14 protein-coding genes are annotated in these 14,373 nt (G+C 28.5%); 9 read left to right on the plus strand and 5 right to left on the minus strand.

Annotated features, from left to right (window positions below; genetic code table 11):
* Nucleotides 1-27: 27 nt before the first annotated feature.
* Entirely contained in the window at nucleotides 28-1,341 is a 1,314-nt protein-coding gene (locus P161_RS0108635) for a pitrilysin family protein (RefSeq protein WP_026776610.1), read from the minus strand.
* Nucleotides 1,342-1,607: 266 nt separating this feature from the next.
* Here P161_RS0108635 and rplU point away from each other — a divergent pair, with 266 nt between their 5' ends.
* From rplU to P161_RS0108680, 9 genes are all read left to right on the plus strand, one after another.
* A complete protein-coding gene (rplU, locus tag P161_RS0108640) occupies nucleotides 1,608-2,246 on the plus strand; it encodes a 50S ribosomal protein L21 (RefSeq protein WP_026776611.1) in 639 nt (212 codons plus the stop codon).
* Between the two features lie 39 nt (nucleotides 2,247-2,285).
* Complete coding sequence (rpmA, locus tag P161_RS0108645) at nucleotides 2,286-2,546, plus strand: 50S ribosomal protein L27 (RefSeq protein ID WP_026776612.1); 261 nt, start codon at nucleotides 2,286-2,288, stop codon at nucleotides 2,544-2,546.
* 125 nt (nucleotides 2,547-2,671) lie between these two features.
* Nucleotides 2,672-4,585: a sensor histidine kinase gene (locus P161_RS19090; protein ID WP_051605704.1), complete on the plus strand. Its 1,914-nt coding sequence runs from the start codon at nucleotides 2,672-2,674 to the stop codon at nucleotides 4,583-4,585.
* A gap of 96 nt (nucleotides 4,586-4,681) precedes the next feature.
* Nucleotides 4,682-5,404 (plus strand): LytTR family DNA-binding domain-containing protein, encoded by a 723-nt coding sequence (locus P161_RS0108655; RefSeq protein ID WP_026776613.1) that lies wholly within the window; start codon nucleotides 4,682-4,684, stop codon nucleotides 5,402-5,404.
* 214 nt (nucleotides 5,405-5,618) lie between these two features.
* Nucleotides 5,619-6,851: a 3-deoxy-D-manno-octulosonic acid transferase gene (locus P161_RS0108660; RefSeq protein ID WP_026776614.1), complete on the plus strand. Its 1,233-nt coding sequence runs from the start codon at nucleotides 5,619-5,621 to the stop codon at nucleotides 6,849-6,851.
* An 11-nt stretch (nucleotides 6,852-6,862) separates the two neighbouring features.
* Complete coding sequence (locus P161_RS0108665) at nucleotides 6,863-7,480, plus strand: YeeE/YedE family protein (protein ID WP_302846537.1); 618 nt, start codon at nucleotides 6,863-6,865, stop codon at nucleotides 7,478-7,480.
* Nucleotides 7,481-7,623: 143 nt separating this feature from the next.
* Nucleotides 7,624-8,037, plus strand: a complete 414-nt coding sequence (locus P161_RS0108670) for a YeeE/YedE thiosulfate transporter family protein (RefSeq protein WP_026776616.1) — start codon at nucleotides 7,624-7,626, stop codon at nucleotides 8,035-8,037.
* A complete protein-coding gene (gene moaA / locus P161_RS0108675) occupies nucleotides 8,038-9,030 on the plus strand; it encodes a GTP 3',8-cyclase MoaA (RefSeq protein WP_026776617.1) in 993 nt (330 codons plus the stop codon).
* A 129-nt stretch (nucleotides 9,031-9,159) separates the two neighbouring features.
* Nucleotides 9,160-9,531 carry a VOC family protein gene (locus P161_RS0108680; RefSeq protein ID WP_026776618.1) on the plus strand — a complete coding sequence of 124 codons (372 nt, stop codon included), beginning with the start codon at nucleotides 9,160-9,162 and terminating at the stop codon, nucleotides 9,529-9,531.
* 35 nt (nucleotides 9,532-9,566) lie between these two features.
* Here the strand turns inward: P161_RS0108680 and P161_RS0108685 are convergent, their stop codons facing one another.
* The 4 genes from P161_RS0108685 to P161_RS0108700 form a co-directional block, all read right to left on the minus strand.
* Nucleotides 9,567-10,205, minus strand: coding sequence for an alpha/beta hydrolase (locus P161_RS0108685; RefSeq protein ID WP_026776619.1), 639 nt, complete (start codon nucleotides 10,203-10,205; stop codon nucleotides 9,567-9,569).
* Nucleotides 10,206-10,398: 193 nt separating this feature from the next.
* On the minus strand, nucleotides 10,399-11,853 hold the full coding sequence (locus P161_RS0108690) for an ATP-binding protein (RefSeq protein WP_026776620.1): 1,455 nt from the start codon (nucleotides 11,851-11,853) through the stop codon (nucleotides 10,399-10,401).
* Nucleotides 11,854-11,995: 142 nt separating this feature from the next.
* Nucleotides 11,996-13,681 carry a single-stranded-DNA-specific exonuclease RecJ gene (gene recJ / locus P161_RS0108695; protein ID WP_026776621.1) on the minus strand — a complete coding sequence of 562 codons (1,686 nt, stop codon included), beginning with the start codon at nucleotides 13,679-13,681 and terminating at the stop codon, nucleotides 11,996-11,998.
* A gap of 182 nt (nucleotides 13,682-13,863) precedes the next feature.
* Entirely contained in the window at nucleotides 13,864-14,298 is a 435-nt protein-coding gene (locus P161_RS0108700; protein WP_026776622.1) for an OsmC family protein, read from the minus strand.
* Nucleotides 14,299-14,373 lie beyond the last annotated feature (75 nt).

Consider the following 14,373-nt stretch of genomic DNA (forward strand, 5'->3'; position numbering starts at 1 on the left):
AAAAATCGATAAACGACTTTTTAGCTATTATTTTGCTTCTGGTAAATATTCTAAAGTTAATCTTTGATTAGGATTCAAATATTTTTTAGCAACCTCTCTTATTTCTTCTCTAGTAATAGATCTAAAAATATCAATTTCTGTGTTGATTAAATTTGTATCTCCATATAAAACATTATAAGTTGCTAAAGAACTTGCAATACCTTCTACACTTGAGTTAGAATTCACAAAATTGTTTTCGAACTGATTTTGTAATTTCTGAAAATCTTTTTCTGAAATTAAATCGGTTTGAATTTTTACAATTTCTTCGTCGATTTCTGCAATGATATCTTCTAATTTCGTTTCACCTTGAGGTAAACCAAATAAAATATATGTTCCATAATCTTCTTGACTAACATTAATTGCACCAGCTTCTAATGCCATTTTTTTCTCATCAACTAACTTTTTATATAAAACAGAACTTTTTCCTCTACTTAAATAAGACGAAATCATATCTAAAACCCTAGAATCTCTAGTTTTCATAGATGGCGTTCTATACGCAGCCATAATTGCAGGTATTTGAATGTTTGGATCATATCCTTTAGCAGTCATTGCTTCAGTAATTGGATCTTCTTGAGGAAAATCTTTTTCAACTTCTGCTCCACTAGGAATTGGTCCAAAATAATCTTGAATCATTTTTTTTGCAGCAGGTACGTCAATATCTCCAGCAACTACTAAAGTAGCATTGTTTGGTACATAGAATTTTTTGTTAAAAGCCAAAAACTCGTCTAAGGTAGCAGCATCCAAATCTTCCATTTTACCAATAGTAGTCCCTTTATAAGGATGCTTTTTAAACATGTTTTCTTTTACATATTCTAAAAAGCGAGAATAAGGTTGATTGTCTACACGCAATCTTTTTTCTTCTTTTACTACTTCGTTTTGCGTATCAACACCATCTTGACCAATAATTGGGTGTAATAAACGCTCAGATTCCATCCAAAGTCCTAATTCTAATTTGTTTGATGGGAAAATTTCATAATAATACGTTCTATCATCAGTAGTATTGGCATTATTTCTACCTCCATTAGATGATACAATTTTAAACCATTCACCTTTGTCGATGTTTTCTGTTCCTTCAAATAACAAGTGTTCAAAAAAGTGAGCCATACCTGTTCTTCCTGGTTGTTCGTCTTTGGCACCTACATGATACATTACAGAAGTTACAACAACTGGAGCAGAAGTGTCTTTATGCAAAATAACGTGCATTCCATTACTTAAATCATACTCTTCAAACTCTACTTTTTGTGCATTTGTAGCAAATACAAATAACATTGCAGAAGCAAGAGATAAAATACTTTTCTTCATTGATTTTTATTTAGTTAATAATTTACATTAGTAATTTGACGCTATGTGTGCTTGATTGTTACAAAATAACCTCAAAAACCTCGTCAGCATCAAAAATAATAAAGCACATTTAAAAAAGAGAGAAATACAGTGATTATTTTGAAATTTATAATAAAAATATTTAATAATTAGTATTATTGCTAGATTATAAAAAATATGTATATTTGCATCCGCATTTTCAGTAAGTTAAATGCATTAATATCAACAAATACGCAAAACTAATTAGTATGTACGCAATCGTAGAGATAGCAGGGCAGCAGTTTAAAGTAGCAAAAGACCAAAAAGTTTACGTTCATCGTTTACAAGGAGAAGAAGGATCAAAAGTAACTTTTGATAACGTTCTTTTACTTGATGACGCAGGAAATGTAACTTTAGGCGCCCCAGCTATAGAAGGAGCATCAGTAACCGCTCAAATTTTAAGTCATTTAAAAGGTGATAAAGTAATCGTCTTTAAAAAGAAAAGAAGAAAAGGTTACCAAAAGAAAAACGGACACAGACAGTATTTAAGCGAGATTCAAATTGAAACTATTGCTGCTTCTGGTTCTGTGAAAGCTGCAAAAAAAGAAGCTCCAAAAGCATCTAAAAAAGCCGCTCCAAAAAAATCATCTAAAGGAGATGATTTAAAGAAAATTGAAGGTGCAGGACCTAAAGCTGCTGAAGCTTTAGTAAACGCAGGTTTAGATACTTTTGCAAAAGTAGCTAAAACAGATGCTGCTAAATTAAGCGAAATCTTAACAGAAGCTAGCTCAAGGTTATCTCATATTGTTACAGACACTTGGCCAAAACAAGCTGCTTTAGCTGCTGATGGTAAATGGGATGAATTAAAAGAATTACAAGATAGATTAGAAGGTGGTATTGAAAAATAACCAACTATAATTTACTTTAACTTATAAAAACTCAAGAAAATGGCACATAAAAAAGGTGTAGGTAGTTCGAAGAATGGTAGAGAATCAGAATCGAAAAGACTTGGTGTAAAAATATTTGGAGGACAAGCTGCAATTGCAGGAAATATAATTGTTCGTCAAAGAGGTACAACACACAATCCAGGAGAAAACGTTTACATGGGTAAAGATCATACTTTACATGCAAAAGTTGATGGAGTTGTTGAATTCCGTAAGAAAAGAGATAATAGATCTTACGTTTCTGTAACTCCTTTTGAAGCTTAGAAACTAAGTTTTAAATTAAAAATTATAACTAAAAGCCTAAACATTAATTTGTTTAGGTTTTTTTTTGCTTTTTTTTGTCATTTATAAGGATGTTTCGCTAACTTTATAATCCAAAATAAAATTAGATGAAATACCCTCAGCTTTTAATCTTAATGCTTTTGCCATTCTTTTTGTTCTCACAATCTGAAAAAAAGCTTCAAAAAATAGAAAAGTTTATTGTTTTAAATAAACTGGATTCTGCAAAATATCATCTAAAAACTCTTAATCAAAACCCTTACAGCAAACTTCTAGATAAGATAATAACAAATAATAATGTTTCTTATAATAACTACTTTGAGTTTACAAATAAAATTCTTAGTAATAAGTTGGTAAGTTTTGAAGAGGTATCAAACTATATAATTACAAATATTAAAGACCCTAAAAATAAAAAAGCTATAAATGTTGTTTTTTTTAATATAAAGTGGATCAATATTTGTAATTTAAGAAATGAAGGAAATCTAGATTTAGCATCAAAAGAACAAAAGAAACTAGAAAATTATATTGATCAATTTAATGACAAAGATGCAAACTACTTGTGGGCAAAAACAAAACTAAAAATACACCCTATTGTAATGTTGTTGATTGAAAACAAAATTAAAGAAGGAAAACAACTTGCTTTAGAAGGTGTAAAAATTGCAAAAGATTTAAAAGATATTGAGTTAGAAATTATTTTTTCTTATCATTTAACAGATTTTTTAGTTGCCGAAAATAAATTACAAGAATATATTGAGGTTAGTGAAAAGTGTTTGGTATTAGAAAAAGAGTTGCCAGAAAAAAGTATGTTTTATTATAGTACCATTAGTCATTTAATTGACGCTTATATTTACCAAGGTGGCCATACTGAAAGAGTACTATTTTTAATGGATAAGCTATACAACTCTAGCTCTAGAGAAAGTACTTACTATCTTTACTCTCATCTTTCTGGGCGTTTATCTAAAGAGGATCCTTTGCAAAAAGAAATACAAAATAAATTTAAAGTTAATAATGTATTAGAGTTGGTGAAAAAACTAGATTCGTTTTCTAAAAGTCTTAATTCAAATGAATATTTAAGAGTCATCCAAAATATTTCTTCAACATTACAAACCCATAATTATTATATAGAAGCATTAGAATATAAGGATAAAGTTATACAACTTACTCGTAAAATATATTCTGAAGAATTGTCTGAAAATATAGCGAATTACAATACAGAACAAGCTATTAAAGATAAAGAAGAAGAGATAACTTTAGAAAAAGATAAAACTAAATTATATACTGTAATAAGTGTGTTAAGTTTGGTGCTACTAATTATTATGTTATTAATTTTAATAAAAATTAGAAGACAATCTAAAGAACTTTCAGAGAAAAACTTAATTATTAATGACGCCTTAGATGAAAAAGAATTATTGATTAAAGAAGTGCATCATCGTGTAAAAAATAACTTTCAAGTAATAGAAAGCTTGTTAGAATTTCAATCGGAAGGAATCGAAGATGAAAAAGCGATTAAATTATTTAATGATGGAAAAAATAGAGTAAAATCGATGGCTTTAATTCATCAAAAACTCTATAGAAACCAAGGAGATTTTATCGATTTTAATGACTACATAATTTCGCTATTAAATGAAATTTCATTTGTTCATCAACCAGAAAAAGAAGTAATAAAAGTAATTAACGTAAAAAATATTTTTTTTGATGTTGATACTGCAATTCCATTAGGTTTAATTGTTAATGAAATAGTAACAAATACCTATAAATATGCATTTAAAGATAAAAACGATGAAGTAAATAAAATTTCAATTGAAATCGAAAAACAAAAAGATGCCACCTATAAACTAATAATTGAAGATAATGGAATTGGTATTCCTGAAGATTTTAATATAGAAACCTCTAAAAGTATAGGTTTAAAATTAGTAAAAAGATTAATTAAACAACTTCATGGTACTTTTCAACTTATTAGAAAACCTGGTACTAGGTTTGTACTCACCTTTAAAGATTCAAGTATTCGAAATCAAATTGAATAATGGTTAAATTATAAAAACAGCAATCAAAAATAAAAGTAAGGTTATTTTAAGAGCAATATTTTTTTAAAATGTTATTTAATATATAAAAAAAACAAAATGGCAAAAACAAAAATATTAGTAGTAGAAGATGAAATTCTTATTGCAGATAACATTTGTAAAACACTAAAAGAATTGGGTTATGATACTTTAGAGCCTGCCATTAACTATACAGAGGCAATGCTTACAATACAAAAAGACGAACCTGATTTTGCTTTTTTGGATATCAATTTATCAGGAAAAAAAACAGGAATTGATATTGCAAAGCAAATTAGAAGTTTATACAATTTCCCTTTTGTGTTTTTAACGGCAAATTCAGATTTAGCTACTTTGAACCTAGCAAAAGAGGTCTTGCCAAATGGTTATTTAGTGAAACCATTTTCTAAAGAAGAATTATTTACATCTATAGAAATTGCTTTGCATAATTTTTCAAAAGAAAAAGCTAAAATAAATGAAGAAGAAGCCATAAATAAAAACACACTTTTTATAAAAGATAAAGGGGGTTACAATAAAATTATATTCGATGATATTTTATATTTAAAAAGCGCACATGTTTATACTGAGATTTTTCAAAAAAATGACCAAAAACTTGTTGTAAGAGCTAGTTTAAATGATATAATTAGTAAGTTAAATGAAGATTTTGTAAGAATTCATCGAAGTTATATTATCAACATAAAATATCTTGATCAAATAAGAACAAACACTGCAAAAATTAAAAACGTACTATTACCAATTGGAAAAAAATACAACCAAAATTTAGTAAATGTTATAGATTTACTATAAAAAAATAATATTCAGAACATTATAAATGCATTTTAGAACATTTTTGTGAGTTGCAATGTTGTTTTTAGTTACATTTATAGTAATTATAGCAATGACATAATCTTGAATGTTGGGGGACGCTAAATTTTAATATTGTTATAATAAAGAAAGTTACTCGCAAAAGAGTAACTTTTTTTTGTGAATACTACTCTTTCATTTTTGTACTTTTACGGGTATGAATTTTTTGTATACTATCATTGTATTTGTAGCAACATTTTTTTTGAAAATTGCAGCAATCTTCAGTAAAAAAATAAAACTTTTTGTTGACGGAAGAAAACAAACTTTTCGTAAAATATCTTCACTAAAAAACGCGAATACTATTTGGTTTCATGCTGCTTCTTTAGGCGAATTTGAACAAGCCATTCCTATTATAGAAGAATTAAAAAAAAGTCATAAAAGTTACAAAATCTTAGTTACTTTTTTTTCTCCTTCTGGTTATGAAGTAAGAAGAAATTACAAACTGGCAGATGTTGTTTGTTATTTACCTCTAGATTCAAAAGCAAACGCCCAAAAATTTATAGCTACTGTAAATCCTACAGTCGCAATTTTTATTAAATATGAATTTTGGCCAAATTTTTTAAAGGAACTAAAAAAGAAAGAAATTCCTACAATTTTAGTGTCTGGAATTGTAAGAGAACAACAAGTTTTCTTTAAATGGTATGGAGGTTTTATGAGAAAATCCTTAGAGGCTTTTCATCACTTTTTTGTTCAGAATAATACTTCTAAGGACTTATTAGAATCAATTAATTTTACAAATGTTACAATTGCTGGAGATACTCGTTTTGATCGAGTTTCAAAAATTTTAGAACAAGATAATTCTCTGGGTTTTATAACGGAATTTAAAAATAATCAATACACAATTGTTGCAGGAAGTACTTGGCAAGAAGATGAAGATTTATTAGTAAATTACATAAACAACAATGCTTCAGAAAACGAGAAATTTATAATTGCGCCTCATAATATTAAAAGTGATGCTATTTTAGATTTACAAAAATCAATCCACAAAAAAAGTGTTTTATTTTCTGATAAAGCTGATAAAAAATTAAAAGAATATCAGGTTTTTATTATTGATACAATTGGTATTTTAACCAAAATTTATGCAGCTGCAGATTTGGTTTATGTTGGTGGAGGCTTAAAAACAGGTTTGCATAATATTTTAGAACCAGCTACTTTTGGAGTTCCAGTAATTATTGGTGATAAATTCGACAAATTTCAAGAAGCTAAAGATTTGGTAAAAATAGGAGGTTGTATTTCTATTAAAAATCAAGCAGAATTCAATAAAAATTTTATAGCTTTAAAAAACGATGCAAATTGTAGAAGTTTAATAGGAAACATCAACAAAAAATATATTGAAGACAATCTTGGTGCAACGAATTTAATAATGGAGTATCTAAAAGATAAAATTTAAAAATTTTTATTTTGAACGATTTTGATTTTTCATCAAAATTGTATCGAGAACAAATTAAAATAAAACAAATTATGGAATTTTTATTACAACCCTGGCCTTGGTTTATTGGTGGCCCCTTAATAGCAATATCACTTTTATTATATTTTTATTTCGGTCAAAATTTTGGTGCTTCCACAAATTTTGAAACACTTTGCACCATGGCTGGAGCAGGTAAAGTTTCAGATTATTTTAAAAAAGATTGGAAACAAAGAGATTTTGCTTTGATGTTTGTAATTGGTTTAGTTATTGGTGGTTTTATTGCAGCTTATTATTTAATTCCAAATCAAACAATCGATTTAAATCCAAAAACCGTTCAAGAACTTACAGATTTAGGTTTCAGCAATGTTGGCAATCAATATTTTCCCGATGAAATATTTGGAGAAAATGCCTACTCATCACTCAAAGGGTTTTTAATTTTAATAGTGTCAGGAATTTTAATCGGTTTTGGAACACGTTATGCAGGAGGCTGTACTTCTGGACATGCAATTACAGGTTTAAGTAGTTTGCAATTGCCATCTTTATTAGCTGTTATAGGTTTTTTTATTGGTGGAATTATCGCAACTTGGTTTATAATTCCGATGCTTTTTTAAACAAATAATTATAATTTTTCCTGCAAGGTTTTAAAAACCCTGTAGGTATTAAAACTGAAAATGGATTTAGTTTTGATATAACTTAATATAAAATAAAAATATCACATTGAGCTTGTCGAAGTGAAATCAAAAAATATAGTCAAATGAAAAACATTAAATTTTTAATTCTCGGAATTTTTTTCGCAATTGTTTTGAGTAAAGTTCAAGCAATTTCTTGGTACCGTTTTTACGAAATGTTTAAGTTTCAATCGTTCCATATGTATGGAGTTATTGGAGGTGCAGTTGTAATTTCTGCTATCTTTATGCAGTTGTTTAAATATGGAAAAATAAAAGACATTCATGGAAATAAAATCGTTCCAAAACCAAAGAAGGAAGGTGTTATCAGTACTATTTTTGGAGGAACATTGTTTGGTTTAGGCTGGGGAATTTCTGGAGCTTGTGCAGCACCTGTTTTTGTAATTCTTGGGTTTGAATTAATTCCAGCAATCATCTTAATAATTGGAGCACTTTTAGGAGCTTTTTTGTATGGATTAATTAGTAAAAAATTGCCTAATTAAATGAGCAAACTAACAGACAGCTTTGGAAGACAAATAAGTTACGTGCGATTGGCAGTTACAGATCGTTGTAATTTGCGTTGCCAATATTGCATGCCTGCTCATGGAATTGATATTGTGCCCAGACAAGAATTATTGACTTTTAAAGAAATGTATCGTTTAATTCGTGTGCTAACAGAATTGGGCGTAAACAAAGTGCGTTTAACAGGTGGAGAACCTTTTGTACGTAAGGATTTTGTAGGTTTTTTAGAAATGTTGTCTCATAACGATTTGTTAGATGCTATTAATATCACTACAAATGGCGCTTTAATTTCGCATCATATTGATAAAATTGAGCAGCTTAAAAAAGTGAAGAATATCAATTTAAGTATTGATAGTTTACATAGAGAAAAATTTGCGAAAATTACAAGAAGAGATGTATATCCAGAAGTTTATAAAACGTTTGAATTACTTGAAAAAAGTAGTTTAAATTTAAAACTAAATGTGGTTGTACAATCTGGTTTTAATACGGATGAAATCGTCGATTTTGTAAGATTAACGAAAGATAAAAATGTTGCTGTACGTTTCATTGAAGAAATGCCTTTTAATGGAAAAGGACAACGTAAAATGCAAGAAAGCTGGACGTTTAGAAAAATTTTAGAAGAGGTAAAAACCGAGTTTGATGTTCAAGAAATTCAATCAGAAAAATCATCAACTTCAAGGAATTATTCAATTGAAAACCATATAGGAACTTTTGGTATTATTCCTGCATTTACAAGAACTATTTGTAACGATTGTAACAGAATAAGAATCACATCTACAGGAACTTTTAAAAATTGTTTGTTTGATGATGGTGTTTTTAATCTGCGTGATTTTATAAGAAAAGGCGCTTCTAATGAAGACTTAAAAGACCTTTTTTTAAGTTTGATTAAAGAAAAACCAAAAAACGGATTTATTGCAGAAGCAAATCGTAAAAGTGGAAGTGCCTCTGAAAGTATGAGCACTATTGGTGGGTAAGGCCCCTTTTAATTCCCCAAAGGGGAAAACACGATTGCTTTTTACAATTGCTCTTTTGAGAATTTAGTTTCTGAAAAATAATCTAATGTTTTTTTACTAACTTTAAGGCACCAATCAAAAACAATAATTATGAAATTAGGTGCATTTTCTATGAGTTTAGCAGTAAAAGATATTCATAAATCGAAAGCGTTTTATGAAAACTTAGGGTTTAAAGTCTTTGCAGGAGAAATCGAAAAAAATTATTTAATTCTTAAAAATGGAAATTCTCTAATTGGTCTTTTTCAAGGAATGTTTGAAAATAATATTTTAACGTTTAATCCTGGCTGGGATGAAAATGCCAAGCAATTAGAGGAGTTTGATGATGTAAGAACCATCCAAAAACATTTAAAAAAAGAAGGTGTTCAATTAGAATCGGAAGTTGATGAAACCACCTCAGGAAAAGGAAGTTTTGTAGTTATGGATCCTGATGGAAATGCTATATTGATTGATCAGCATGTATAGTTTTTTATTATAAACTGGAAAGCTAATTACAAAAGTTAATCTAAATTTTTAATTTCTTTATTAATAATTTTACTGACTTCATCAGCATTATCAATAATCATTAAATGGCCTCCACCTTTTATTAAGTGGATGTTTTTGTCTTCTTTTAGTGGAATTAATTTGTCTTTTGTGCCGACTATTTTTAATACATTTTCAACTTTTTGTTCGTTTTTCCAAGTAGATAATTCTTGAACTGCCCATTTTGTGAACTTTAAATCAGTGTCATTTAAAATTTCATTCAATAATTTTTTTTGTTTTGTACCAAATAATCTGTTGGCAATCCATCTTGGAGGATTCAATAGCTTTGCTGGAATTATTTTAACAACCTTTGTTTCTCCAAGCATTCTGTAAATTAAAGGGATTTCGTTTCTAGTTTCTGCTGACGAAATTAAAATGGTTAATTCAGGATTTAGAAACTTATTGATTTCTACAGCGATCAAACCACCAAAACTAACACCTAAAACACAAAATTTTTCTGAAGTATCAATTACAGATGAAAAACGTTTAGCATACTCAGTTATAGATTCGTTTTTTAAAGGATCAATCCAATCTATGGGTGTAAATTCATGCTCCAATTTTAAAAATTGAAAAACTCTTTTATCTGCACCAAGTCCGCTAATTCCGTAAATAATCAATTTGTTTTTATTTTTTTTCCTTGATTATATAATTAAGTCAAATAAGGTTAGTTAACTAATCTTATTTTAATTTCGATATAGGATATTGTATAAAGATTTAAATATAAGTACTTTGTATTTCATTTATCATAGTAAATAATAAACTAGTTCAAATATTTTAAAATTTATTGGTTAGATTTTTATTCTTTAATTGCTAATGGGTAATGGCCATTGTTTTGTTTATCTTTCGATCAATAGCATTTCTACCAACTGTATAGCAGTAAATGCTACTTGGTGTAAAATCATAAGTTAAACCATCATCTTCTTTAATTTCTTCAATATCTAAAGTTGTAACTAAAGTTCTGTCTAGTTTATTTTTTAGGCAAAAAGATTTAAGATTTGAAAGTTTTTGTAGACTTTTAACAAATCTATTACTCCATTTAATTTCAACAGCCCAAAGAGGTTTTTGTTTTTCGTTTGATAAACTAACAATATCAACCTCACCGTTTTTCCATCTAGCATAATATGGAGTAAAACCTGTATTATGACCCCACTGTGAAAAAATTGCTGTTTCAACCATATTCCGAATAAAATCGTCATCTTTTTTAAGTGGGGAAAATAAAGCACTCCTTAATGATGGATTTGTTAGATAAATTTTAAAAGATGTTGCTCTTTTGAATTTTTTAGAATTTTGATCTATTTTATTAATTACTCTAATTAAAAAAGCAGCTTCTAAATATTCAATGTATCTTTTAAGAGTGTTTTTTGCTACGCCAGAACTTATTGCGAGTTGTTCGTATGTAAATTCATTACCTGAATTATATGCAATTGTTGTAAACAAAGAGTTTAATTCTTGCACATCTTTTATTCCGTATAAACTAGGTAAATCTCTCAAAAGAACTTTGTCAATAATATCGTTTCTAATATATCTACCAGGATCAGATTGAATTTCATTTGATAAAGAAACTTCAGGATAGCCTCCAAAATTAATATAATCTATAAAGTGATTATTTAGTTCATTAATTTTATTGGTGTGATAATAATTCCCAGAAATTCCTTTCCATTTTTTAATTTTTAAAGAAATTAAATGAGATAAATCTTTTAAGTCAATATATTCATGAAACGTTAATGGGGGTAGCATAAAATCTGTAAATCTTCCTGCTCCTGATTCTATACTTTTTAACTTTAAAGCAGCTGCAGCAGAGCCAGAAACAATAAATTTAATTTTATGATAAGAATCGACTAGTGTTTTTAAATGTACCTCCCAGTTTTTTAAATATTGAATTTCATCAAAAATGATAAATAATTCTTCTGAATCATCTTGTTTCGTGAACCTCAAAAAATGAATTAGCATCTCTTCTAAAGAGAGCCCATTATAAATAGGATTTTCAATGGATAAATAGCAAATTTTTTTTGAAGGTACTTTATGATCTATCAAATCTTGAACTAAATGAAAAAGCATTACAGTTTTCCCAACTCTTCTTGGTCCCATTAAAACAACTGCTCTTTTTATTTTTTTCTCATAAATTAGTGGAGAAAATAAATTAAAATAAAGTCTTCTTTTCATTGATGAATAATAATCATCAATCTTATTTTTTTTCCACCAAGGGTTTTCAAATTCTATTTTATCAATAATTTGTTCTTTAGAAAATGCGCTTAATAAACTCATTTAAGATTAGTTTTTTGGTTCTAATTACAAATATAGCAAAATAAGATCAGTCAGCTGATCTTATTTTAAAACATAACTATAATTAAATGTAATAAAAAGATTATCAGTGTTTTGTATTTTGTAAAATGTGTCAAATAAGAAATTACTTTAAATCTTTTAGCAATAACTGAATCGATTTAAAACCATTCCATTCGTTTTCATCCAAAGAATAGACGATATCAAAATCATTTTCTACAAATTCCATTTTATCACCCAAATTAAAACCAATTGCATTATAGGTTTTTTTATTATCACCTTGAAAAACATTTAATTTTAAATGCGTTTGTTCCTTACCAACTTTTTTTCCATAACCATTATCTCTGACACAAGTAGATGTAAAAGTAGGTTTCATATTCATAGGGCCAAAAGGTGCCATTTGTTGAATAATTCTAAAGAATTTAGGCGTAATTTCAGAAAGTTCAATTTCTGCATCAATAGAAATTTCTGGCGTTAATAATTTTTTATCAATGGTTTTTTCTACCACTTCTTCGAACTTATTTTTAAAATTCTCGTAGTTTTTTGGATCTAAAGTTAAACCAGCAGCGTATTTATGGCCACCAAATTGTTCTATAAATTCCTCACATTCTAATAATGCATTATATACATCAAAACCTTTTACAGAACGTGCAGAAGCTGCTAATTTATCGCCACTTTTGGTAAAAACTAACGTAGGCCTGTAGTATTTTTCTATCAATCTAGAAGCTACAATTCCAATAACACCTTTGTGCCAATCTTCTTGAAAAACTACGGATGTAAATCGTTCTTCTTCCTTATTATCAATAATTTGAATTAAAGCCTCATCTGTAATTTTTTTATCTAAATCTTTTCTATCAGCATTAAAAATTTCGATAGCTGCAGCAAATTCTATAGCTGCATCTAAATCCATTTCTGTTAATAATTCCACAGCATAGTTACCATGTTTCATTCTGCCAGCAGCGTTAATTCTTGGAGCAATGATAAAAACAACATCTGTAATGGTGAGTTCTTTCTTTTTAATTTGATGAATAATTGCTTGAATTCCGTTTCTGGGTTTTTGGTTGATAACTTGCAAGCCAAAATAAGCTAAAACTCTGTTTTCGCCATTCATAGGTACAATATCTGCAGCAATTGCAGTGGCTACCAAATCTAAATAAGGCACAAAATCTTCTATAGTTTGATTTCTGGAAACGCCCAAAGCCTGAATCAATTTAAAACCAACTCCACAACCACAAAGTTCATCAAAAGGATAGGTGCAATCGTCTCTTTTTGCGTTTAAAACAGCAACTGCTTTCGGAATTTCTTTACCAGGTTTATGATGATCGCAAATAATAAAATCGATATTTTTTTCTTTGGCATACGCAACTTTATCAATGGCTTTTATACCACAATCTAAAGCGATTATTAACGAAAAATTATTGTCTTCTGCAAAATCGATTCCCATATAAGAAATGCCATAACCTTCTGCATATCTATCAGGAATATAGGTTGCAATGTTGGGATGAATCGTTTTTAAATAAGAAGCAACTAAAGAAACAGCAGTGGTTCCATCAACATCATAATCACCAAAAACTAAGATGTTTTCGTTGTTTAAAATGGCAGTTTCAATTCTATCAACTGCCAAATCCATATCTTTCATTAAAAAAGGATCGTGAATATCGGCTAAACTGGGTCTAAAATACTTTTTTGCTTCTTCAAAAGTTTCAACATTTCTTTGCAATAAAATTTTAGCAATAGTGGCATCAACTTGTAAATCGAACGCCAATTTTGCTACTTTTTCTTTAGTTGGTTCTGGTTTTAAAGTCCATCTCATAAAATTTATTGGTCTCAAATTTTAGTTAAAACTATATAGTTTAGTGTATTTCGTTTTAGCTTCTAAAAATTTCAGCCACGAATTCACGAATTTCACTCACATAAATTTGTTGTGCTTTCGCATTTCACGAAGCAGACTTTTAGTCTGCAAATCAAACCTATATACTTGAAGTCCAAAGTGTTTTATTTACTTTCTAAATCATGCAAATGAATTTCAATTTCCACTTCTGCAAACTGACGAAACATTTCCATAACTCCACAATATTTGGTTACAGATAAATTTACTGCTTTTTGAATTTTTTCTGGCTGTAATTCAGTATCCGAAAAATGATAATCAACTTTTACTTTATTGTAAAACTTTGGATGCTCATCTGTTAACTCTGCTGTAACTTCAATATTAAAATCGGCAACTTCTGCACGCATTTTTTCTAACAAAGAAACTACATCTAAACCAGAGCAACCAGCTAAAGAAGAAAGCATTAGGGCTTTAGGAGCAAAACCAACAACATCGCCATTATCTTGAGATTTATCAAACATTGTAAATTTATATCCACTTGGGTTGTCGGTTTCAAATTGCGATTTTTGTGTCCATTTTGTACTAACTACATTTTTAACCATAATTTTTATTTTTTTTAAAATTGAAGTATTAAATTGTGCTTTCTTACAAAAATAAGCAAACCTAAAGTAGTGGAT

It is taken from the genome of Polaribacter sp. Hel_I_88 (genome assembly GCF_000687935.1).
Taxonomy (GTDB): Bacteria; Bacteroidota; Bacteroidia; order Flavobacteriales; family Flavobacteriaceae; genus Polaribacter.